Raw genomic sequence first — 24210 nt, 5'->3', positions numbered from 1 at the left:
AGTGCGCGCCACCCGCCCTGCCCGTCATGTAAAACGCCGCGCGCCACCGGCCATCCCGGCTTCCCCGGATGGCCTTGTATACGGCCCTGTGTGATACATTTCGTCGTCAGATCGCAACGCTACCATACCCCACCCGCCGCAGCATGTCCGAGCGTAACGACCCCGCCGGCCCGCACCCCACCGGACACGCCAGCCGGGAAAGTGCAGACGCGGGCTCCCAGCATCACCACCCGGTACTCCGTCACACGCTGCGCGTGCTGGCGTGCATCGCGCTCGTCCTGTATTTCATCGTTTCGGTGCTGCTGCTCGGTCTGCGCTACGTCGTGCTGCCGCATGTGGACGACTTCCGTCCGCGCATCGAAAAGCTCGTTTCCGACAAGATCCACGCCGATTTCCGCATCGGCAAACTCTCGCCGCACTGGTCCGGCTTCCAGCCCGGCATCGACGTGGCCGACCTCACGATCCGCAATCGCCAGGGCCAGCTCGCGCTGAACGTGCCGCACGCGACCGCCTCGGTGTCGTGGCGCTCGCTCGTGCTGTTCGAGCCGTTGCTGTCGAGCATGATCGTCGAGCGGCCCGACGTGCTGATCACGCGCGAAGACGACGGCACGCTCACAGTCGCGGGCGTGCCCGTACCCACCGCGCATACCGGCAACGCCACGTTCACGACCTGGCTGATGCGCCAGGAAGCCATCGTGCTGCGCGGCGGCACGCTGCGCTGGGCCGACGCCACGCGCGACGCGCCCGAGCTGAAGCTGTCCGACATCCGCCTCGCGATTCTCAATGACGGTTACGATCACCGCATCGCGCTGCAGGCGCCCGCCGAGGGCACGGTGCTGCACGGTCCGCTCGATTTCCGCGCGCAGTTCAAGCACTCGCGCCTCGCGCCCGCCGGCAAGCCGAACACCTGGAGCGGCAACGCCTATGTGTCGACCGGCCCCGTCGATCTGCCCACGCTCGCGCGCTACGTTCCGCTGCCGATCACGACCTATGCGGGACGCATCGACAACACCATCTGGGCGCATTTCGAGAACGGCCGCATCCAGTCCGCCGACGGCGTGCTGAGCGGCAACACGATCGCGCTGCGCGTGAAGCCCACGCAGCCTCTCCTCGATCTGCCGGTCGCCGGCTTCAACTGGCGCATGGGTCTCGCGCCCGGCGACTTCACGCTGCAACTGCGCGACTTCCACGCCGAACTCGGCCAGCCGCCGCTCGAAGACGGCACGCCGCTCGTGCGCACGCTCGCGCTCACCACGCTCGACGCGCGCTTTCGCCAGCAGACGCTGCAGGCGGGCCAGCTCGTGAGCGTGCGCGGCGACCGCATCGACCTCGGCATCCTCGCCGAGTTCATGCGCGCGCTGCCGCTGCCCAGCCGCGTGCTGAACGCGCTGGTGCGCTTCAATCCGCAAGGGCTCGTCGCCGATTACGAACTCGCGCTCGAACGCGCCGCGCCCGAAGCGGGCGAAGCGGCCACCGAGCAGCGCTCGACGGCGGCGGAGCCGATCCTGCACTACCGCTTCAAGGGCGACCTGCAGGGCATCAGCGTGGCGGCGCAGGAACCGGGGCCGGGCCTCACGCCGCGCAATCACCCGCGCGCGGGCCTGCCGGGCTTCGAAAATCTCTGGGGGCATATCGACGCCGACGAGTCGCACGGCACGATCCGCCTCGACGCCTCGAAGTCGGCAGTCACGCTGCCGGGCGTGTTCGACGACCCGCGCCTGACCTTCGACCGTCTGTACGGCACGGCAAAGTGGACCGTGGCCGCGCAGCGCAATCCGGGCGACAAGCTCAAGGCCTTCGCCGTCGACGTGACCGAGCTGGGCGTGCAGAACCCGGACGCAAGCGCCAGGATGACCGCGCACTACACGAATCCGGGCCACGGTCGCGGCGCGCTCGACCTCGTCGCGCATTTCGACGAGGCCAAGGTCAACGCCATCGCGCGCTATCTACCCACCAGCATCAGCGAGAAAACGCGCATCTATCTTGGCCACGGGCTGCAGGCGGGCATCTCGAAAGGCGCGACCATCGAGATTCACGGCGACCTCGCCAAATTCCCCTATTCGCGCGATCCGGACGCGGGCCAGTTCCGCATCGTCGCGCCGTTCCAGAACGGCCGTTTCGATCCGTCGCCGTATCCGCCCAAGACCATGCGCAACGGCGTGCCCAATGTGTGGCCCGCGTTCGACGGCATCGACGGCGTGTTCACGCTCAAGGAAAAGCAGTTGCGCTTCGACGTGGCGCGCGGCCATTACCGCGACTTCGTGCTGCGCGACGTGAACGGCCGCATCGACGAACTGGGCGTCAAGGGCTCGGACCTCGTGATCCAGGGCGCGGGCCGCGGGCCGCTCGCCGACCTGCTCGCCTATGCCGACAACAGCTCGATCGGCGCGCTCTCGAAGCACGCGCCCGCAAAGGTGCGCGCGCAAGGGCCGGCCACGCTCGCGCTCAAGCTCACGATCCCGCGCAAGCCGATGCCGAAGGTGCTGGTGGCCGGCGCGATCGGCTTCGAGAACAACACGCTGGCCGCCGACAACGTGCCGCCGCTCTCCGCGCTCAACGGCAAGGTGCGCTTCACGAACCGCAGCGCCCAGGTCGAGCGCCTCACGGGCCGCTTCCTCGGCGGCGACCTGCGCGCGAACGGCGGGCTGCGCGAGGACGGCCGCTACAAGCTGGACGTGGCGGGCAACGTGGCCGTCGATGCGGCGCGCGGGCTCAATCTGCACGGCACGGCGGCGGCGGTGCTCGACCGCTTCTCGGGCACGGCGCCCTACTCGCTTTCGGTCGACGGCGCGCGCGGCCATCTGCCCGACGTGAAGGCGAGTTCCGATCTCACCGATCTCGCGATCGACCTGCCCGCGCCGTTCGGCAAGGCCGCGGGCGCGCAGATGCCGCTGCGCTTCGATCTGCAACCGGGCACCGGCGACGCGGGCGACGCGGGCACGGTCGCCGGCGCCACCGACGCCGCGAATTATCAGCACGCGGAACTCACGCTCGGCCCGCTCGCGGCGCGTTACGTGCTGCGGCGCAATCCGGGCCATGTGCCGGACGTGGTGCGCGGCGCGATCGGCATGAACAAGCCTGCGGATCTGCCCGCCGAAGGCGTGACGGCGGCCGTCGACCTGCCCGCCTTCGACGCCGACGCCTGGCGCCTCGTAGTCCAGCAACTGCGCGGCAAGGCGGCAGCGAGCAACACAACCGCTGCGGCGGAACATGCCGATCGAGCCGATCACCGCGAAGCCGCCAGCACCGGCGCACCGGCGAACGCGGCCGCGACGGCCATGACGAACGGCGCCTCCAGCCCCGCCGCGACGAGCGCGGCCAACGCCGTGGCGAATCCGGCGAGCGGCGCGTCGGTCAATGCGCCGAACACGGCGTCGGCCAACACGGCGGCCAGCGCGGCAAACGTTGCCGCCGCCCCGCTCGCCCCCGCCGGCGCGTTCGCGCAGTACCTGCCGTCGCGCTTCGCGGTCCACGTCGGCATGTTGACGCTGCTCAAGCGCCACTGGGAAAACGTGATCGTCGGCGCCTCGCGCAGCGGCGAGCACGGCAACGAATGGCAGGCCAATCTCGCCTCGAACCAGGTCTCGGGCCACGTCTCGTGGAAACCGGGCGCCGTGCCGGGATCGCCGGGCACGCTCGAAGCGCGCCTCGCGCGTCTGGTCGTGCCCGCCGCGACCGAAAACGACCTGCTCGGCCAGGCCGTTTCGCAGCCCGCGCAGAACATGCCGTCGATCGACCTCGTGGTGAACCAGCTGATCGTGCGCGGCCGCGACCTCGGCCGCCTGCAGATCAACGCGCACAACTACGACGAGAACGGCGTGCCGGTCTGGCAGCTCGACAAGCTCGACATCCTGAACCCGGACGCGCACTTCACGGCCACCGAAAACTGGCGCGCGATCGGCGACGAAACCGCGCCTGCCGACACGGCCGGCGGCGCCTCGCAGACGCCGCGCCGCACCGCGCTCGATTTCCACGTCGATATCAAGGACGCGGGCAAGCTGCTCGAACGCGCGGGCGTGGCGCACGCCGTCAAGAACGGCGAAGGCACGCTGAGCGGCAATCTGGTCTGGCGCGGCGGCCCCTCGAAGATCGACTTCCCGACGCTCAACGGCAATCTCGCGCTCGACCTGCGCCACGGCCAGATCCTCAAGATCGATCAGGGCGTGGCCACGCTGCTCGGCGTGCTGAGCCTGCAAAGCCTCGCGCGCTTCGCGACCATGGACTTCCGCGACGTGATCGGCCAGGGCCTGCCCTTCACGAGCATCACGGGCACGGGGCAGATCGAGAACGGCATCGGCCGCACCAGCGACTTCCGGCTCGTCACCGCGCCGGGCCGCGCGCAGATGCAGGGCACCGTCGATCTCGCGCACGAAACCCAGGACCTGCGCGTGCATGTCGTGCCCACGGTGAGCGCGGGCGCGGGCGTGGTGGTCGCCGCGATCATCAATCCGCTGCTCGGTCTCGCGGCGCTGGCCGGCGACATCGCGCTCTCGCACACGGTCGAGTCGGCGTTCGCGCGCGGCTACGCGATCACGGGCTCCTGGGCCAAACCCCACGTCGAGCGTCTGCGCGGCGATCAGGGTAAGATGGACACGCAGGTCCCGGCGGCGGCGCATTGAGGTCCGGATCACGGAACTCCTCCTTGCTGGCGCGGCCGCCCGAACGGGCCGGCAACGAACACCGTCCACTCACGAGCCGCCGATGAGCGAATCTCCCTCCCACGCCGCCCCGTCCACCCCACCGATCACCCCGTTCCGCGTCGCGGCGCTGCAGATGGTCAGCACGCCCGATCCGGCGCGCAATCTCGCCGAAGCCGAACGCCTGATCGCCGACGCCGCCGCGCAGGGCGCGCAGCTCGTGCTGCTGCCGGAGTACTTCTGCTTCATGGGCCACAAGGACACCGACAAGCTCGCGATCCGCGAAGCCTACGGCGACGGCCCGATCCAGCGCTTTCTCGCCGATGCCGCGCAGCGCCACGGCGTATGGATCATCGGCGGCACGCTGCCGCTGAAAGCGCCCGAGGAAACCCGCGTGCTCAACACCACGCTCGTGTTCGACCCGAGCGGCGCGGAGCGCGCGCGTTACGACAAGATTCACCTGTTCAACTTCGAGAAAGGCGCCGAATCGTTCGACGAGGCGCGCACCATCCGCCCCGGCACCGAGGTGCAGACCTTCGATGCGCCGTTCGGCCGCGTGGGCCTGTCGGTCTGCTACGATCTGCGCTTTCCCGAGCTGTACCGCCGCATGGGCGGCCCGGACGGCTGCGCGCTGATGGTCGTGCCGTCGGCGTTCACGTACACCACGGGCCGCGCGCACTGGGAGATCCTGCTGCGCGCCCGCGCGACCGAGAACCAGTGCTACGTGCTCGCCGCGGCGCAGGGCGGCACGCACGAGAACGGCCGCCGCACCTGGGGCCACAGCATGCTGATCGACCCGTGGGGCGAAGTCGTCGACGTGCTCGACGAAAACCCCGGCGTGGTGATCGGCAACCTCGACCTCGACCGTATCGCCGCCGTGCGCGCGAGCCTGCCTGCGTGGCGGCATCGCGTGCTCGACCGTGCCTGACGAACCCGGGCGCGCCACTTGAATTGAGCGCACCGCGCCCGAATCTTCCTTCACAGACTCATCGATTGATCCCACTGAGCGCATGAACATCATCGAACCCGGCATCCGCAATCTGGCGACCGCGAAGGACTTGCTCCTCACGCCCTACGGCCTCGACGAGGCAGTGCTCACGCGCACGCTCGGCGAGATCTTCACGCACCGCATCGACTACGCCGACCTCTACTTCCAGACCACCCGCAGCGAAGCGTGGAGCCTGGAAGAAGGCATCGTGAAGTCGGGCAGCTTCAGCATCGACCAGGGCGTGGGCGTGCGCGCGGTCTCGGGCGAGCGCACCGCGTTCGCCTACTCCGACGACCTCTCGCCCGAAGCAATCCGCCAGGCGGCCATCGCCACGCGTTCGATCGCCCAGGCCGGCGGCGGCAAGCAGAAGATCAAGGTGGCCACCTCGCTCAAGGGCATCGCGGGCCGCGATCTGTATCTGCCCTCCGACCCGCTCGGCTCGCTCGAAGCCACCGAAAAGGTCAAGCTGCTCGAACGCATCGAGCAGATGGCGCGCGGGCGCGATCCGCGCATCACCCAGGTGATGGCGGGTCTCGCGGGCGAATACGACGTGGTGCTGGTCGCGCGCAGCGACGGCGCGCTCGCCGCCGACATCCGTCCGCTCGTGCGCGTCTCGGTCACGGTGATCGCCGAACAGAACGGCCGCCGCGAAGTGGGCAGCGGCGGCGGCGGCGGCCGTTACGACTACGGCTATTTCACCGACGACGTGCTCAGCAAATACGTCGACGACGCCGTGCACGCGGCGCTCGTGAACCTCGAAGCGCGTCCGGCGCCCGCGGGCGCGATGACCGTCGTGCTCGGGCCGGGCTGGCCCGGCGTGCTGCTGCACGAAGCCATCGGCCATGGTCTCGAAGGCGACTTCAACCGCAAGGGTTCGTCGGCGTTCGCGGGCCAGATCGGCCAGCGCGTGGCGGCCAAGGGCGTCACCGTGGTCGACGACGGCACGATTCCGAATCGCCGCGGCTCGCTCAACATCGACGACGAAGGCAACCCGACGCAGTGCACGACGCTGATCGAGGACGGCATTCTCAAGGGCTACATTCAGGATTCGCTCAACGCGCGCCTGATGAAGATGCCGGTGACCGGCAACGCGCGCCGCGAGTCGTACGCCGCGCTGCCGATGCCGCGCATGACCAACACCTACATGCTGAACGGCGACAAGGACCCGCAGGAAATCCTCGCCTCGGTGAAGAACGGCCTCTACGCCGTGAACTTCGGCGGCGGCCAGGTCGACATCACGAACGGCAAGTTCGTGTTCTCGGCGTCCGAGGCGTACATGATCGAGAACGGCAAGATCACCTACCCCGTGAAGGGCGCGACGCTGATCGGCAGCGGCCCGGAATCGCTCAAGTACGTGAGCATGATCGGCAACGACATGCGCCTCGACTCGGGCGTGGGCGTGTGCGGCAAGGAGGGCCAGAGCGTGCCGGTGGGCGTCGGCCAGCCGACGCTGCGCATCGACCGCATGACGGTCGGCGGCACGGTTTAAGGCAGGCGCGCGCGCAGGTCAGTCCAGGCGCGCGATGCGTGGCGATGCGGAAATTCCGCACCGCCACGCGGATTTTCTGCATCGCACCGCGCAATTGCGCGGATAATCCGCTTTTTCTCGCAAACCCGCTTGCCAGCCGCGAGAGCGCCGGGGTATAAAGGCAATCACCCTTTTCGACGTAACGAACGCTTTTTCAGCGAAACCGTTTTAAAGACACCCAATCCGCCATGTTCGCCACGAAGTTTTATTTTTACTTCTTTTGGTATCTCAGACCGCTGGCGGATCGAGAGGGTTGATAGTACGCGCAGGACCCCGAACACACGAGAAACCGCCAGCAAAGCCTGGCGGTTTTTTTTCGTCCCGCACTTTTCGTGCATTGCCTCAGAGCCGCATTTTCATCTAACCGATTTTTGAAGCACCGTCCGACCGACGCACGCTACGCACCCAGGATCAGGAGAAAACAACATGCCCCCGCACAACACCGACGATGTCCGTATCCGCGAACTGAAGGAGCTGACGCCGCCCGCGCACCTGATCCGCGAATTCCCGTGCTCGGAAGCCGCTTCGACGCTGATCTACGAATCGCGCCGCGCGATGCACCGCATCCTGCACGGCATGGATGACCGTCTGATCGTGATCGTCGGACCGTGCTCGATTCACGACACGAAGGCGGCGGTCGAGTACGCGAAGCGCCTCGTAGAGGAGCGCAAGCGCTTCAAGAACGAACTCGAGATCGTCATGCGCGTGTACTTCGAAAAGCCGCGCACGACGGTGGGCTGGAAGGGTCTCATCAACGACCCGTTCATGGACAACAGCTTCAAGATCAACGACGGCCTGCGCACGGCGCGCGAACTGCTCGTCTCGATCAACGAACTGGGCCTGCCCGCGGGCACCGAATACCTCGACATGATCAGCCCGCAGTACATCGCCGACCTGATCTCGTGGGGCGCGATCGGCGCGCGCACGACCGAGTCGCAGGTGCACCGCGAACTGGCGTCGGGCCTCTCCTGCCCGGTCGGCTTCAAGAACGGCACGGACGGCAACGTGAAGATCGCCGTCGACGCGATCAAGGCCGCGTCGCAGCCGCACCATTTCCTCTCGGTGACGAAGGGCGGCCACTCGGCCATCGTCTCGACGGCAGGTAACGAGGACTGCCACGTGATCCTGCGCGGCGGCAAGACGCCGAACTACGATGCGGAAAGCGTGAACGCCGCGTGCGCCGACATCGGCAAGGCGGGTCTGGCCGCGCGTCTGATGATCGACGCGAGCCACGCCAACAGCTCGAAGAAGCACGAGAACCAGATTCCCGTGTGCGCCGACATCGGCCGCCAGATCGCGGCGGGCGACGAGCGCATCGTCGGCGTGATGGTGGAATCGCACCTCGTGGCGGGCCGCCAGGACCTCAAGGAAGGTTGCGAGCTCACCTATGGCCAGAGCATCACGGACGCGTGCATCGGCTGGGAAGACAGCGTGAACGTGCTCGAAGGTCTCGCGGAAAGCGTCAAGCAGCGCCGCGTCGCGCGCGGCAGCGGCAATTAAGCGGCAACGCCTTCATCGGCAAACCGCGCGCGGCGCAGGCTTCAAAGCCGCGCCGCGCGCTCCGGACGCACGGCGCCGATGCACAGATCGGCAATGCCGATCACGTTGCCGATCAGGCGTCCGCGCCGGTCGAGATGCGCCTCGGGCCGCATCGACTTCAGGCAGTTCATACCGAGCGCGCGCACGATGTTGCTCGCCGTTTCCTTGCGCGACATCACGCCCTTGCGGCACAGATACATCGCGTTGACCACCTGCGAATAGCCGTAGCGGCGTCCCGAGACGCGCCCGCCGCGCAGGCCCAGATGCACGCCGAGCAGATAGTCGCAGTATGCGAGCCGCCCGCTGCGCGCGAGGCGTCGCGAAAAATCCTTGTCCTCCAGCCAGCCGTACAGCACGAGCCGTTCGTCGAAACGCAGATCGGCGATCGCGTGCGCGCGGCACGCCATATTGCAGCCGTAAAGCTCGTCGCACGCACGCAAGGGCGGACGCTGGCGCGCCTCGTCGTGCGCGCCGTCGATGAGCGCGAGCGCTTCGTCCCACGTCGCCGGCTGACCTTGTGCGCCGTCGCGCAACGTGCGCCCCGACACGCCGACAAGCCCGCTATCGGCCTCGAACGCCTCGATGCATTGCGCGATCCAGTGACGCTCGGGCGCGAAGTCGTCGTCGAGAAAAATCACGATGTCGATATCGGGCGCGAGCGCGTCGAGCGCGCGATTGCGCTGCACGCTCGACCCCGCGCTGCCGATCAGCACATCGACGCGCAGACCTTCGGCGTCGTAGGGACCGAGATCGTCTTCGCAGCTCGCGGAAAGAATGATCTGCGCGGGCGGCACCGTTTGCCGCGCGAGCAGGCGCACGGCAAACGCGGTGGCGGCCGGGCGGCCCTTGGTGGCGATCACGACGGCGACGCGCGCGCCCGTCGCAGCGGACGCACGCGTGTGCTGCGTGGTTGCGCCGTCCACGAACGAAGGTGGGGATGCATCGCCTGTGATCATCGTCATCGGTTTCTCCGCATTCGCCGGGCACACGCCGGTCGCTGCGCGTGTCGTCTGCGCCACGCACATCGCGCGCACGTTCTTCCGCTTGCTCCGAGATTACCCGAGGTCGCGGTCGTCGCCGAGTCGCCAGAACGAAGTTGTCCGAAACATTCTATTCATCGGCTGAATTCAACGAAACGTTGTCGAACACAAAGCGACACTCGCGTTCGCACGCGCCCATCCCGCCAATCTGCCGGTCGGTTTACGCCATTTTTCGCACTTTTTCCGTGCGTTTATCGATGCCGCATCGCCCATAGCGCGGCCTCGCGAGCGGCACGGATTCAATAGAAATTTTCGGGTTCCACTTTTGCTACGGCTCGCCTACAACATTCTGAGGATATGAAAATTTGACCGGCTGAATTCCGCTTACCCGAGACACTCGTCCCCTTTTGACCGCGTCTGCACGCTGGAGCCAGGCTGTGGAAAACAAGATCGTTTCTTCCGGGACGAGCCTCTACGCACAGGACCACGAGGCGCGCAGCGCCGTGCGCGACCGGCCGGTCGTCTTCTACGTGCAGCCGTTGATCGCGCGCTATCGCGTCGAGGTGATCGAATCGCTGAACCGCCTGTTCTGCGTGAAGGTGTTCGCGTGCTCGGAAGGCATGGAGGCGAACGGCTTTTCGCGCGAGCGGCCCGATTGCGAGGAATTCGTCGAGACGCGCATTGCGGGCCTGTCCTCGCGGCGCATCCGCATGCAAAGCCGCGTGCTCACGCGCATCGTTCTCGAACGTCCCGACGCCGTGCTGATTTTCGCCGACGTCCGCTATCTCTCGCTCTGGCTCGCGCTCATCGCGGGCCGCGCCATGCGCGTGCCGGTGCTGATCCACGGTCAGGGGCTGTATCGCCACACGCATGCGGGATTCGTGCGCACGCTCTGTTACCGGATCGCGGTCGCGCTCGCGCAGCGTTACGTCTGCTATACCGAGGCGTCGCGGCGCTCGCTCGTGCGCATCGGCTGCCCGGCGCGCAAGCTCGTGGTCGCCAACAACTCGCTCCAGGTTTCGTCGACGGTCGAGCCGAGCGCGAAAACCGGCACGGAAAACGGCGTGCTCTTCATCGGACGGCTGCGCGAGAATTCGCAGATCGAGGGCTTGATCGAGGTGATCGCGCAATTGCATCGCGAAGGCTGCGATATCGCGCTGCATGTGGTCGGCGGCGGCGAGCATGCCGCGAGTCTGCAGCGCCGCTATCGCGACCGCAGCGACGTGATCTGGTACGGCGCGCTCTACGACGACGACACCATCGCCGCCATCAGCCGCCGCTGCCGCGTGGGCTGCTATCCGGGCTCGGCGGGGCTGTCGGTCGTGCACATGTTCGCGCTCAGTCTGCCGCCCGTCGTGCACAACCGGCTGCGCCAGCACATGGGACCGGAGCCGGGCTACGTCGAAGACGGCCACACCGGTTTTCTGTTCCGGCGCGACGGCGGCGTCGCCGCGCTCGCCGCCACGCTGCGCCGCGCGTGGGCGCTGCCGCCCGATACGATGCGCGAGATGGCCACGGCCGCGCACGCGGCCTATTGCCGGCTCAACACGCCGACGCTCGGGCATCAGCTTGCGGAAATCGTCGAGGCGTCGCTGCGGGCTTGAGTGCGTCTGAGTCGCATTTGACGCACGCCGCACGCCGCGCCCGACATCGACGCGCATCGACGCGCATCGACACTCAGTGCACAAGCGTCAGCGCTTGCGCCACACGCGATACAGCATCCAGCCCGCGCCCGACGCAAGGCCCAGCGTCATCGACCACGCGATGCCCATCACGCCCCAATGCTGCGTGGCGATCGGCACGCTCACCGCGAGCGTCGCGACCTGGATCAGCGAGGCGACCGTGACCGCGCGCGCATCGCCGACCGCGCGCACATACGACGCGAGCACCGAATTCAGCGCGCTGATCGCCATGTTGATGACGAAGATGCGAAACAGCGGCACCGCCGACAGCCACGCCGCGCCGAGCACGAGCGAGAACAGCGGCTCGGCCGCGAATCGCAGCACGATCACCACGACGGCGAGACCGAGCGCCGTCACGCCGAGGTAGATGCGGAACAGCCGCGCGGCCGCCTGCGCGCCGCCGCGATGATGCGCGGCGAAGGTCGGAAAGAGATATTGCGACATGGCGATGGCGGCATCGGCGAGCAGCATCTGCGCGAGCTTCGACGACATCTGCCATGCGCCCAGTTGCGCCGGCCCGAGCAGCTTGCCGACCACCACTTTGTCGAACTGGTTGGTGATGAGGATGATCACGCTGCTCGCCCAGATCCAGCGCGAGAACCCCACGTAATGGCCGATGCCCGACCAGCGCAGCCGGATCGGTGGACGCGGCGCGAGCGTGGTCCACGTCAGCACGCTCTTGAAGGCCTCGCCGACCATCATGCCGAGCAACAGCGCGTACGGCCCCATGCCCGTGAGCGCGAGACCCACGCCGACCGTGCAATCGACGCACGCGGCGGCGATCTCGATGCCCGCGATATGCTGGAAGCGCCGCTCGCGCTGCGCAATGAAATAGGCCGGCGACGCGAGGCCGCGCAACAGCGGCAGCAGCGCCGCCAGCTGCACGAGGCCGAGCGCGCCGCCGAGATGGAATTGCGCGTCCATCAGCGGCGCGCAGGCGACCAGCAGCAGCGCGATCAGCAGGCCGCGCGTGGCGAGCGTGGTCCAGACGCTACCGGTCTGATCGCGCGTGGGCGGCGTCGGCCCCTGGATCACGGCCTGCGCAAGCCCGGTGTCGGAGAGCGCTTCGGCGATCGCGACCGCGAGCAGCGCCACGCTCGCGAGACCGATCGCGGACGGCCCGAGAATGCGCCCGATCACCAGAAATTTGACGGCCACGAGGCCGCGCACGACGACCTGCTGCAGCAACACCCACGTCGCCGCGCCGGGACCGAACCCCGCCTTGACCGGCCACGCCGGCACCCGCATCGCGCGCAATCCGCTTCTCCTTATCCGGTACTGATGCCGTACTCGCTCGTGCAATGCGCGCGTGAACGGCGCGCAGCGCCGGCCCTGGGTCTCGCGGGGCCGACCTCTGGACGTTACCGCGGCGCAAATGTCACCAGACGCCATCTGCCAGGCGGAATCGGACGCGCGATGTTGCGGCGTGTGGCGCGTACCGCATAGCGCACCCGCCCGCGCACCCACCGCTAGCTGCCAGGCATTTTCGGCCAACCCGGCCCGCATTTTGGCGCGTGGCGCACGCGCGTCGCTGCTATGGTGAAACGCACAATCCTCAGACAGGCCGACCACATGGAAACCGTGTCGATCGCCAGATACCGCCGTGACGATGCCGATGACGTCGATTCAGCCGATGCCGCCTCGAGCGGCACCGCCAGCGACGGCACGACGGCCGACGGCGAGTGGATCGCGATCATCGAACCCAACTTCACGGGCCACCGCTGGCGCTACGTCGAATGGGTCGCGCAGGCCTGCGTGGAAGGCGGCCATCGCTGCCTCGTCGTCACGGACACGGCGTATGCCGAGCATCCGCTCGTCCAGCGCCTCCTGCGCGAGGCGCGGCCCGATCTGCGCGTCGTGCTGCTCGATCTGCATACGGTGCCGCGCGGCCTGCAATACGCGTGCAGCGTGTACATGCGCTTTCGCGACTTCTACGCGCGCGCGCTCGCCGACATCAGCCGCACGACGCGCGTGAAACTCGTGGTCGTGCCCTACGCCGATTACTTTTTCTACACGCTCGCGGCGCTCGACACGCCCTTCGGCAAGACGCCGTGGATCGCCATCGTGATGGGCATGACCTTCCATCACGCGCAGGCCGGGCTGCGCACGCCGCGCCGTCCGTTCGTCGATCTCGTGAAGTCGATGCTGTTCCGGCGCGGTCTGCGCGCACGCGGTCTGCGCACGCTGCTCACCATCGACCCGACGCTGCCGGACTGGCTCGCGCGCATGACGCGCACGGCTGCGTCGCCCGAATCGACGTCGCACGCGAATTCGCGCCCGACTCGCCTCGCCTACGTCGCCGATCCGTTTCCGGAGATCGACGCCGTCGATCCGCAGATCGCGCGCGCGCGTCTCGGGCTCGATGCGCGTACGCGCTATCTGCTCGTGTATGGCGCGATCGGCGAGCGCAAGGGCATCCGCGAACTGATGCAGGCGCTGATGCACAAGGGCGACGCGCCCTGCCTCGTGATCGCCGGTCAGCAGGACGACGAAACGCGCGCCTTCATCAACGCGCACGCGCCGCATCTGACGCCCGCGCCGGTGATCTTCGACCGCTTCGTGCCCGACGACATGGAACGCGATCTGTTCTCCGCCTGCGACGCCGTCTGGCTCGGCTACCACAAGCACTACGGCATGAGCGGCGTGCTGGTGCAGGCGTATCGCTTCGGCAAGCCGGTGCTCGCGAGCGCCGACGGCCTGATCGGCTGGTTCTGCCGCGACGGCGCGCTCGGTCCGCTGCTCGACGATCTCGAACCCGCCACCATCGCCCACGCGATCGACACGCTCGCGCAGGGCTGGAACGCGCGCGCGCCCGGTGCGGGCATCGCGCGCATGGACGCGCATCTGCTCGCGCGCAACACGCTCGATCAGTTCAAGCACACGTTGCAGGACGCGATGGTGTGAGCGCTTTCAGGCGGGCGGAGCGAACGCGTTCAGGGGAGCGCATTCATCACGCCACGCCGCCTATCTTGCCGTCGACATCGGGCGTGCCGGAAGCCGGCGTGGTCGTGACCGGACCCGGTGCGGTCGGCGCGGAGGCCGCGCTCGCGCGGGCCGGACGGCGGTCGGGAAACACCGCATCGCGCAGACGCAGGAACGGAAACTCGATTGCGCGCGTCGTCACATAACCGAGCACGATCGCGACGAAAAACTGCGCGCCGAGCACGACCGGCCACGCGGCCAGCGCGGGCACGTGCAGCGCGGCGAGCTTGCGGATCAGAAAATCGCCGGGCGCGAGCGCGAGCGAATGCCAGAGGTAAATCCCATACGAATACACGCCGAGCCACGCAATCGCGCGATACAGCCATGACGCGCGCAAGCCGCCCGAATGTTCGAGCACGAGCACGAGCAGCGCGCAGAAGCCCGCGGCCTGCAGCGTGAAGCCGATGCTTTCGTCGAGCGCCACATGACGCGTCGCCAGCGTGAGCCACGCGACGAGCAGCAGCACCGCGCTCACGAGCCAGCCCTTGCGCGCGGCGATCCCGCGCCAGACCTCGGGCTTCATCCAGTAGACCGTCGCGAGCATCACGCCGAACAGCAGGCTGTCGATGCGGTACTGCGTGTAGTTGAACGCGGCGTCGAGATTGCCGCTCGCCACGGCGATGCTGCGCGCGCCGAGCACGAGCGTGCACAGCACGGCCATCACGCCGATCAGCGCGTTGGCGCGCAGCCGGAAATGCGCGAGCACGATCAGCAGCGCGGGCAGGAACAGATAGAAATGCTCCTCGACGGCGAGGCTCCACGTCTGCGCAATCGAGGTGCCGAAGTAGTTCTGCAGATGCGTGAGGTTCTGCCACAGGAAGGTGTCGCGCGGATGCCGCCCGGACACCACGTGAAAGAGAATCAGCGCGTAGTACGCGGGCCAGATCTTGAAGATGCGGCGCACGATGAAGCGGCGCGCGGCGATGCGTCCGTTCTGCGCGTACTGCCGCAGCAACAGGCCGCCGACGAGAAAGCCCGAGAGCGTGAAGAACAGATTGACGCCTTCGTGACCGAAGCTCTTGAGCGGATATTCGAGGATGTCGACCCACGCGTAGCCGGTGTGGACCGTATGAAAGTGAAAGCCCATCACCGCGAGGATCGCGATGCCGCGCACGAAGTCGAGTTCGATCGATCGTCCGCGCACCGCGGGCGGCGTGCCGCGCAACAGATTCATGACGCCTCCTCGCAATGGCGATCCCCGATGCGGGGTTGATTCGTTGCTTTGCTTCGCTGCTTCGCTTTCGTTAGCCAACGACGCGCCGACCGACCCGCGCCCGGTCATCCGGCGCGGCATGCTCGCCGACCCCATCTTGCGCAAGCCCGCCTGTCGGCGTGCGCCAACTTCCCGGCGTTCTCGGCCAGACGCACGGTGACAGATCGATCATTTTTTTTTCAGCCGCCACAATTCTGTCCCTTCGCGCCAGCGTCATGGCAACGCGTTCGCTGCGTTTTATATTGGGGCGAAACTCCGCATGCGGCGTCGGCCGCCTGCGCAACCACGCACCGCACCGGGAGGAACGCCGATGCGCAACAAACATGCGGTCCTCTGGATCTGGCTGTGCTTCGTGCCGCTCGCCTTCGACTACAAGGCGCCCGACTCGCAGTTCGGCCACGGCGCGCAATGGCTGGCGGTGTTTCCCGCGCTGGCCGCCGCCGCCATCCTGATGATGATCGGCCCGCGCTTCACGCGCGAGTCGCGCCTGCGCTCGTTCGTGACAGTCATGCTCGCGCTGAGTCTCGGCGGCAGTCTCGTCGCGCAACTGCTCCAGCACAATCCGGTCGGCAACTATCTGCGCGTGATCCTGCCGTTCCTGCTGTTCGCGCTCGGCTACTTCGCGATGTGCCGCCCATGGCATCCGGTGCGCATCGCGCAGATACAGAACGCGCTCTACTACGCGAACGTGCTGGGCCTCGTCTTCACGTTCCTGTTCGGCATGTTCGCCGTGGGCGGGCCGCTGTCCGATATCCGCTTTCGCATCGTCTCGCCGACCATGCTCGCGTTGCAGGCGATGCTGCTGCATCAGTTCATCGTCGCGCGGCGCTTCTCGGTGTGGATGGTGCTCGTGTTCCTCGCCACGCTCGTGGTCGAGCTGCTGAGCGTCACGCGCAGCCTGCTGCTCGCGACCGTGCTGCTCACCATGTTCGCCGCGTGGCTCGCCGCGCCGTCGATCGGTCATCTGATCAAATCGGCCGTGCGCACCGGCGCGGCGCTGCTGTGCGTGGTGGCGATCGCGGTGGGCACCGCGTGGCTGTTCCCGTCGATCACGAATCACTGGTCGCAGCGCATCTTCGCGGCGCAGAACTCCGACTCGGACCGCGACCCGACCACCATCACGCGCATCGCCGAAATCCGCGATCAGTACGATCAGGTGACGGCGTCGGCGGAAACGCTGCTGTTCGGCAAGGGCTACGGCCACGTCTACCGCTACTCGCCGATCTATTTCCCCTACGTGCGCGAGACCTTCAGCAAGGCCGACTACTTCGACACCAGCGACTGGGTCGCGGGCCACAACTTCTGGGTCTATCAGCTCTACGCGGAAGGCGTCGTGTTCGGCGCGTGCATGCCGATCGCGGTGCTCGCCGCGCTCGTCGCGGCCGGTTTCGCGTTCCGGCGCTGGCATCGCATCGCGCCGCGCGAGCCGCTGCTGATGCCGTTCAGCATGGCGATCCTGATGCTGGCCGCGCTGCCGGGCGCGTCGATCGGCGGCAATCCGCTCGGGCCGCGTTTCTCGGGCCTGATGTATGGCGTCGCGCTCGGTCTCGTCGTCGCGCTGTATTCGCAGCTTCATTACCGCATCGACGTGCAGCGCCGCCGCGCGCAGGCCGACCCGTACTCGCATCCCCCGCAACGCCCGCGCAGGCACGAACGCACCGAGCCCGCCTTTCGTCCCCCGGCGCCCGCGCCGGCGCCGCTCACTCCCTACGCGACTCCGGAGCCCCGATGAAAATCCTGCACCTCGTGTCCACCGTCGATCCACGTTCGGGCGGTCCCATCGAAGGCGTGCGCCAGAGCGGCCTTGCGATGGCGGCCCTCGGTCATCGCATCGAAGTCGCCTCGCTCGATCCGATCGACGCGCCCTATGTGCGCGATTTTCCGCTGCCGCTTCACGCGCTCGGTCCGGCGCGCGGCCATTATGGTTACTGCCCGGCTTACGCGTCCTGGCTGCGCGAGAACGCCACGCGCTTCGACGCCGCGATCGTTCACGGTCTCTGGCAATACCACGGCTACGGCGCGTGGCGCGCGCTGCGTTCGACGCGTCTGCCCTACTACGTTTACGCGCACGGCATGCTCGATCCGTGGTTCCGCATCACCTATCCGCTCAAGCATCTGAAGAAATGGGCCTATTGGCCGTGGGCCGAATACCGTGTGCTGCGCGACGCCGCCGCCGTGATCTTCACGACCGAGGAAGAGCGCCTGCTCGCGCGCGAATCGTTCTGGCTGTATCGCGCCAACGAGCGCGTCGTGCCGTTCGGCACCCATCCGCCCGCGCTCGACGCCGGCACGCTGCGCGAGGAATTCCTGCGCGCGCACCCGCATCTGCAGAACAAGCGCATCGTGCTGTTTCTCGGCCGTCTGCATCCGAAGAAAGGTTGCGATCTGCTGGTGCACGCGTTCGCCGAACACGCGCGCGCGACGCCCGACGCCCATCTGCTGATGGCCGGCCCCGACAAGAACGACTGGCAGCCCGCGTTGCAGGCAATCGCGCAGACCCACGGCATCGCGCATCGCATCAGCTGGCCCGGCATGCTGCAAGGCAATCTCAAGTGGGGCGCGTTCCATGCGAGCGATGTGTTCGTGCTGCCCTCGCATCAGGAGAATTTCGGCGTGTCCGTGGCCGAGGCGCTCGCGTGCGGGCTGCCCGTGCTGGTGTCGGACAAGGTCAACGTGTGGCGCGACATCGAATCGGACGGCGCGGGCTTCGTCGCGCCCGATACGGTCGCGGGCACGGCCGGACTGCTGTCGGCCTGGCGCGGTCTCGACGAGCAACAGCGCGGCGTGATGCGCGCGCAGGCGCAGCGCACCTTCGAGACGCGCTATGCGATGAGCGGCATGGTGCGCTCGCTGCTCGCGCTGCTGCACGAGCATCCGTCGCATGCCGCCGCGCGTGCGCGCTCGCCGCGCGCGCTGCACGTCGATGCCGCCGAGCAGCCGGAAGCGACGGCCACGTTGCGCAACTGAGTCCGTATTGCAAACAGGCCGGGTACAACACGGCAGATCACACAGATAACGATTGAACAATCACACGCGGCGCAGTCAGGCCGCATGGCGACGGAGCGGCGCAGCACGCGATGGCGTTGCGCGCCGGCCGGGGGTGAGCGATTCCTGAACTGAGGGGACAAGCCATGTCACACAGCATACCGGGTGGTTCGAGCGTGACGAGCGCCGACGCAGCGGCACTCGCAGACACACACATCAACGCCAACATGAACGCACAAGCAGACGCACACACAGAACAACAAGCACGCGCCGGGCGGCGCGCAACACGTGGATCGCGCGGCGCGCTGGGCGCGGCGGCGGCACTCGCGGCACTCGTTTCGCTGGTCGCGGGCTGCGCGTTCTCGCCGGGCATGACGGCGCCGTCGAGCGTCACGCAGGCAAAGGCCGCCACCCAGGCGGCGCAATCGGGCGGCGCGAACAACGACGCGCCGCCGCCTAACGCGCTCGTCGAGATCAACCCCGCGCTGATCGCGAAGGAACACGCCGCGCGGCCCACCGTCGTGCCCAACGACGTCGAGTCGCTGTTCGGCACGCCCAAGCCCTACACGCTCGGTCCCGGCGACGTGCTCTCCATCGTCGTCTGGGATCACCCCGAAATGAATCTGCCGACCACCTCGTCCAGCAGCAACGGGCAGCAGGATCAGAGCACGAGCCAGGTGGTGTCGGGCTATACGGTCGATTCGTCGGGCACGATCCAGGTCGCGTACGTCGGGCCGATCCACGTGGCCGGGCTGACCGAACTCGACGCGCGCAATCTCGTGGCCAGCAAGCTCTCGTACTATCTGCACAATCCGCAGGTGACGCTGCGCATCGAGGCGTATCGCAGCCGCCGCGTCTACGTGGACGGCGAAGTGCGCACGCCGGGCCTGATGGTGCTCAACGACATGACGATGTCGCTGCCCGAGGCGATCAACCGCGCGGGCGGCTTCACGGCAGCGGGCGACCGCTCGCGCGTGAGCGTGACGCGCGGCAAGAAGACGGTGCTGGTGAACATTCCCGACATGATCAAGAAGGGCGTGAATCCCGACAACATCATCCTGCAGAACGGCGACCTGATCCGCGTGTTTTCGGAGAACGACAGCAAGGTCTACGTGCTGGGCGAAGTCGGGCATCCGGGCAGCATTCCGCTCGACAACGGCCGCCTCACGCTGAACGAAGCGCTCGGCAACGCGGGCGGCATCAGCCAGGGTTCCGGCGACGCCTCGCAGGTCTACGTCGTGCGCGGGCAGAAGGAAGGCCATCGCACCGTGTATCACCTCGATGCTTCATCGCCCGAATCCATGGCCACCGCCGACGAGTTCGAACTGAACCCGAGCGACGTGATCTTCGTCGACGCCTCTTCGCTCGTGAAGTGGAGCCGCGTGGTCAACCTGATCCTGCCGAGCACGCAGGCGGCCTCGGCGGGACGCGCGGTCGGGTACGGGTATTGATCGGCGCGTGGTGTTGAGCGAGCGCGCGTAGCACCGCGCGCTGCATGTAAAACGGGCCCTGTTTCAAGGGCCCGTTCTGTATTTCACGATCACTCGATCACTCGAACCGCCGGCGGATGAACCGGCACGGATTGCCGCCGTACACGCCGCCCGCCTCCAGCGAGCGGTGCACGACCGACAGCGGCGTGACGACCGCCGAGCGCCCGATGGTCACGCCCATCTGCACGACGCATTTCGACGACACCCACACGCCGTCCTCGATCACGATGGGCGCGACGCGCAGGTCCATGTTCGTGCGCATGTCGTGCGAGCCCGCGCTCAGAAACGCGCCCTGCGAGAGACACACGTTCGAGCCGACGCGGATCGGCGCCTGGTTGTAGAGCCAGACGTCGACGCCGATCCAGCAGTTGTCGCCCAGTTCGAGATTCCACGGCGCCTTCACGCGCATCGGATGCACGAGCCGGCAGCCCTGTCCGATCTTCGCGCCGAACAGCCGCAGCAGACCCACGCGCAGCGCCGAGAACGGCAGCAGCCGGTTGTCGAGCACGCAGGTCTCAACGACGTACCACGCGGCCTGCACGAGCTTGCCGCGCCGCGCGACATAGTTGCCCTTGCCCGCGCGGCTCAGGTCGATCACGGGCAGATCGGCGGGCGTGGCAAACGTGGTGGACGTGGCGGACGCTTCCTGCGCGCGCAACGGCGGCGCCGCCCCGCCTGCTGCGTGCATCGCGCCGCCCGCATCGTGCCGCGCGGCGAGTCCTTCGACCAGATCAGCCATGAGCGCTCCTCGCCCGTTCGGGTCTGTGCGGGTGACGGCTCCATTATCCGGCGACGACCGGCGCGCCTCGCACGCGTGGCCGAGATGGCCGGGGTTTTGGCGCAGCGACGCGAAGCCGCGCAGGCACCATGCAAGCATGGCGCCGCACCGTTCGCGGCGCGCGGGAACCATGCTCATGACCACGCTTCGCCGACCGGGCCCACCGATTCCGCCGATTTCATCGCATGCCGCGTCGGCGAGGCGCGGCGCGGTGCGTTCGCCGGTGGCGTTCGCCGCCCGGACAACGACGCTGCTCGCCCTCTGCGCGGCGCTCGCCGCCTGGCCGTCGCCGACGCGTGCACAGGACGATGCCGCGTCCGGGGCATCGGCATCGGCGAACGGCCGGCACAGCGACTCCGACGACACCCTGACCTCCGCCGCGCGCCGCACGCGCGCCGACGCGCAACGTCTGCTCGGCAGCCCGACCGCCTCGCACAATCCGTACAGCGGCGGCGGCGCGTATAGCAGCGACGGTTCGTCGCCCGGCGCGCAGGAGAAAGCCTTGATGAGCGAGTCGCGCATGCGCATCGTGAGCCCGACCGACTTCTATACGACGGGCAGTCCGGCAGCAGGCGGCAGCGGCGGAACGCGCGCGGGCGCATCGAGCCGCGCACGCGGCGCGAGCGCGCTGAACGGCGCAAGCGGCAGCCGTAGCAGCACGCACAGCCGCCTCGCGCGCGCCGCGTCGCCCGACGCGGCATCGAGCGCCCAAGGCGGCGCGTGGGGCGCCTACGACTGGGGCGCGAGCACGACTTCGCCGAGCGCGAAGATCTACGGCAATCCGTACGGATCGCAGCGCGCGGCCGCCGCGCAGCTCTATCGCTCGCCGTGGTGAGGCGCGGCGTCGCGATACTTCGAACCCGCTTCTGAATGGCAGCGGCATCCTGCTTAATCGGCGCAAACGCCACTGCACACTCACGCGTCGCGATGCTCGACCTCGCTCAGCGCCGCGCCCTTCGCCTCGGCCCGCTCCTGCGCCGAGGCCTGTGCCGACGCCTGCGCCGCCACCACCGCTTCCTCGCCCACGATCGCGCCGACGAGTCCCGCCAGCCGCGCTTCCAGCGCGCCGATGATCGCGTGCGGCGACAGCATGCGCTGCGCGTAATGCCGCGCGGCCTGCCCGAGCGTCGCGCGCCGCGCCGGATCGGCGGCCAGCGCGACGATGGCCGATGCGAGCGCCGCGCCGTCTTCCGGCGGCACGACGATGCCCGTTTCCGCCACCACATCCGCGAGACTCGTGCCGGGCCGCGCCATCGCCACCACCGCGCGCCCGCTCGCGAGCATGCCGGTCAGCTTCGACGGCATCACGAGATCGGCGGCATCGTTACGCTGCGGCAGCACGTGAATGTCGGCGACGTTGAGCAGTTCGTTGAGCATCGCCGTCGGCTGCAAGGGCAGCACGTGGCAGTTCGGCAGCGGTGCGCAGCGCGCTTCGAGATCGGCTTTGCCCGCGCCGTCGCCGCAGAACACGAAGCTGATGTCGGGCCGCGCCGCGAGCGCCGCCGCGACATCCGCGAGAATCTCGATGCCCTGCTTCGCGCCCATGCTGCCCGAGTACAGCACGACCGTGTGATCGAGCGGAATGCCGAGCTTCGCGCGATAGACGCTCGGCTGCGGCAGCGGAAAGATCGCGTGCGTGTCGACCCAGTTCGGCAGCGACACGGCGCGCGCGGGCTCCACGCCCTTGTCGACGGCGCGCTCGACCATGCGCGGCGAAATCGACGACACCACGTCGAAGCGGCGCAGCACCGCGCGCTCGAACGCGCGCGCGAGATTGGCGACGCGCGAGCCCGCGCCGCCTTGCAGCAGCCCGAGATCGAACGCGGCATCGACTTCGAAATCCTGAATATGCAGCCAGGTTTTCGCGCCGATCAAGCGCGCCACCGTGAGCAGACCGGGCGCGCAAAAGAGCGTCGGCGCGATCAGCATCGCCGCCTGCGGACGCCAGCGCGCCTCGCGCACGAGCACCGGCAGCGACATCAGCGCGAAGCTCGCCAGATGCACGATGCGCTTGAGTCCGCCCGGCTTCGACGGCACCCACAGCGGCGCGCGCGACACCGGCACGCCGTGCCAGCTTTCGCGCCGGTAGCGCCACGCGCGATAGCCGTCCTGCACGCGCCATTGCGGGTAATACGGCGGCGCGCAGACCACGCGCACGTCGTGGCCGCGCGCCACGAGCTGGTCGACCATCTCGGCCGTGTACTTGCCCACGCCCGCGACTTCGGGCGCGAAGTTCAGTCCGTAGATCAGGATTCTCATCGGCTCGTGCCTGGTTCGTGTTCTGTCGCGATGTTCGCGATGTTGCGCGTTGCGTCGCGATGTATCGATTGCAAACAGCGCGCGCCGGCGTACCCGTGCGACGCGAGGACGGACCGGAAAAAAAAGCGGGCGCCATTCGCCGGTCCGCACAGGACGCCCGCCGCCAACAACAACCGAATCCCGGTCAGGCTTGCGCGTGCGCTTCGAGCACCGGCGCGCCGTGCGTATGCAGAAAATCGCCGTAGGTGCGCGCGAGCCCTTCTTCGAGCCCGATATGCGCGCGCCAGCCGAGTCCGCCGAGGCGCGACACGTCGAGCAGCTTGCGCGGCGTGCCGTCGGGCTTGCTGGTGTCGAACACCAGTTCGCCCTCGAAGCCCACCGTCTCGCAGACGCGCTCGGCCAGTTCGCGAATCGACAGATCCTCGCCGACGCCCACGTTGTAGACGCCGTCGCCGGTCTCGTGTTCGAGCACGAAGATCGTCGCGTCCGCGAGGTCGTCGACGTGCAGGAACTCGCGCCGCGGCGTGCCCGAGCCCCACACGGTCAGCGACGCCGCGCCGGATGCGCGCGCCTCGTGCGCCTTGCGGATCAGCGCGGGCAGCACGTGGCTGCTGCCGAGGTCGTAGTTGTCGTTGGGGCCGTACAGATTGGTCGGCATCAGCGAGACGTAGTGCGTGCCGTACTGGCGGTTGTACGCCTCGCAAAGCTTGAGGCCCGCGATCTTCGCGATCGCGTAGGCCTCGTTGGTCGGTTCGAGCGGCGACGTGAGCAGATAGGTTTCGCGGATCGGCTGCGGGCATTCGCGCGGATAGATGCACGACGAGCCGAAGAACACCAGCCGCTCCACGCCCGTTTGATACGCCGCGCGAATCACGTTGGTTTCGATCGCGAGATTGTCGTAGGCGAATTGCGCGGGCTGCGTCGAGTTCGCGAGAATGCCGCCGACTTTCGCGGCCGCGAGCAGCACCGCGTCGATCTGCGCGGTGTCGAAGAACGCGTCGACGGCCGACTGATCGGTGAGGTCGAGTTCCGCGCGCGTGCGCGTAACGAGGTTGCGGTAGCCGCGCGCCTGCAACGCGCGCACCAGCGCCGAACCCACCATGCCGCGATGGCCGGCCACGAAGATGCGGGAGTTCGTGTCCATGCCCG

16 protein-coding genes are annotated in these 24210 nt (G+C 68.0%); 10 read left to right on the top strand and 6 right to left on the bottom strand.

What is annotated here, in order from left to right:
- The first annotated feature begins 143 nt into the window (after positions 1-143).
- The 4 genes from BMY06_RS03915 to aroG all read left to right on the top strand — a co-directional run bounded on the left by BMY06_RS03915 (position 144) and on the right by aroG (position 8653).
- Entirely contained in the window at positions 144-4619 is a 4476-nt protein-coding gene (locus BMY06_RS03915; protein WP_074981580.1) for a YhdP family phospholipid transporter, read from the top strand.
- 82 nt (positions 4620-4701) lie between these two features.
- Positions 4702-5565 (top strand): carbon-nitrogen hydrolase family protein, encoded by an 864-nt coding sequence (locus BMY06_RS03910; RefSeq protein WP_065057152.1) that lies wholly within the window; start codon positions 4702-4704, stop codon positions 5563-5565.
- Positions 5566-5647: 82 nt separating this feature from the next.
- On the top strand, positions 5648-7114 hold the full coding sequence (gene tldD / locus BMY06_RS03905; RefSeq protein ID WP_065057151.1) for a metalloprotease TldD: 1467 nt from the start codon (positions 5648-5650) through the stop codon (positions 7112-7114).
- A gap of 465 nt (positions 7115-7579) precedes the next feature.
- Positions 7580-8653 carry a 3-deoxy-7-phosphoheptulonate synthase AroG gene (gene aroG, locus BMY06_RS03900; protein ID WP_065057150.1) on the top strand — a complete coding sequence of 358 codons (1074 nt, stop codon included), beginning with the start codon at positions 7580-7582 and terminating at the stop codon, positions 8651-8653.
- A 41-nt stretch (positions 8654-8694) separates the two neighbouring features.
- Here aroG and BMY06_RS03895 read toward each other — a convergent pair whose 3' ends face one another.
- Positions 8695-9654, bottom strand: coding sequence for a glycosyltransferase family 2 protein (locus tag BMY06_RS03895; protein ID WP_244144287.1), 960 nt, complete (start codon positions 9652-9654; stop codon positions 8695-8697).
- 455 nt (positions 9655-10109) lie between these two features.
- Between BMY06_RS03895 and BMY06_RS03890 the strand changes: the two genes are divergently transcribed.
- Positions 10110-11276 (top strand): glycosyltransferase, encoded by a 1167-nt coding sequence (locus BMY06_RS03890; RefSeq protein WP_237181321.1) that lies wholly within the window; start codon positions 10110-10112, stop codon positions 11274-11276.
- A gap of 87 nt (positions 11277-11363) precedes the next feature.
- On the opposite strand, the gene BMY06_RS03885 is transcribed toward BMY06_RS03890, so the two are convergent.
- On the bottom strand, positions 11364-12611 hold the full coding sequence (locus BMY06_RS03885; protein WP_065065072.1) for an oligosaccharide flippase family protein: 1248 nt from the start codon (positions 12609-12611) through the stop codon (positions 11364-11366).
- A 315-nt stretch (positions 12612-12926) separates the two neighbouring features.
- Between BMY06_RS03885 and BMY06_RS03880 the strand changes: the two genes are divergently transcribed.
- Entirely contained in the window at positions 12927-14258 is a 1332-nt protein-coding gene (locus tag BMY06_RS03880; RefSeq protein ID WP_080180178.1) for a glycosyltransferase, read from the top strand.
- Between the two features lie 46 nt (positions 14259-14304).
- Here BMY06_RS03880 and BMY06_RS03875 read toward each other — a convergent pair whose 3' ends face one another.
- Positions 14305-15510 carry an acyltransferase family protein gene (locus BMY06_RS03875; protein ID WP_080180179.1) on the bottom strand — a complete coding sequence of 402 codons (1206 nt, stop codon included), beginning with the start codon at positions 15508-15510 and terminating at the stop codon, positions 14305-14307.
- Positions 15511-15859: 349 nt separating this feature from the next.
- On the opposite strand from BMY06_RS03875, the gene BMY06_RS03870 reads away from it, so the two are divergent.
- The 3 genes from BMY06_RS03870 to BMY06_RS03860 all read left to right on the top strand — a co-directional run bounded on the left by BMY06_RS03870 (position 15860) and on the right by BMY06_RS03860 (position 19985).
- Complete coding sequence (locus BMY06_RS03870; protein ID WP_065065073.1) at positions 15860-17281, top strand: sulfite exporter TauE/SafE family protein; 1422 nt, start codon at positions 15860-15862, stop codon at positions 17279-17281.
- A complete protein-coding gene (locus BMY06_RS03865; protein ID WP_173816771.1) occupies positions 17278-18516 on the top strand; it encodes a glycosyltransferase in 1239 nt (412 codons plus the stop codon). The genes BMY06_RS03870 and BMY06_RS03865 overlap by 4 nt, the downstream gene beginning before the upstream one ends.
- 164 nt (positions 18517-18680) lie before the next feature.
- On the top strand, positions 18681-19985 hold the full coding sequence (locus BMY06_RS03860; protein ID WP_231957754.1) for a polysaccharide biosynthesis/export family protein: 1305 nt from the start codon (positions 18681-18683) through the stop codon (positions 19983-19985).
- A gap of 97 nt (positions 19986-20082) precedes the next feature.
- Here the strand turns inward: BMY06_RS03860 and BMY06_RS03855 are convergent, their stop codons facing one another.
- Positions 20083-20763, bottom strand: a complete 681-nt coding sequence (locus tag BMY06_RS03855) for a DapH/DapD/GlmU-related protein (RefSeq protein WP_231957755.1) — start codon at positions 20761-20763, stop codon at positions 20083-20085.
- Between the two features lie 175 nt (positions 20764-20938).
- Between BMY06_RS03855 and BMY06_RS03850 the strand changes: the two genes are divergently transcribed.
- Positions 20939-21637, top strand: coding sequence for a hypothetical protein (locus BMY06_RS03850; RefSeq protein ID WP_124263321.1), 699 nt, complete (start codon positions 20939-20941; stop codon positions 21635-21637).
- 80 nt (positions 21638-21717) lie between these two features.
- On the opposite strand, the gene BMY06_RS03845 is transcribed toward BMY06_RS03850, so the two are convergent.
- Both BMY06_RS03845 and BMY06_RS03840 read right to left on the bottom strand, forming a co-directional pair.
- Positions 21718-23061 carry a glycosyltransferase WbuB gene (locus BMY06_RS03845; protein WP_065065076.1) on the bottom strand — a complete coding sequence of 448 codons (1344 nt, stop codon included), beginning with the start codon at positions 23059-23061 and terminating at the stop codon, positions 21718-21720.
- A 184-nt stretch (positions 23062-23245) separates the two neighbouring features.
- A complete protein-coding gene (locus BMY06_RS03840; RefSeq protein ID WP_065065077.1) occupies positions 23246-24205 on the bottom strand; it encodes a GDP-L-fucose synthase family protein in 960 nt (319 codons plus the stop codon).
- Positions 24206-24210 lie beyond the last annotated feature (5 nt).

Origin of the sequence: Paraburkholderia tropica, from assembly GCF_900109265.1 — a bacterium.
In the GTDB taxonomy this organism is placed as follows: Bacteria; Pseudomonadota; Gammaproteobacteria; order Burkholderiales; family Burkholderiaceae; genus Paraburkholderia; species Paraburkholderia tropica.
This window is presented reverse-complemented; position numbering and strand designations above follow the sequence as displayed.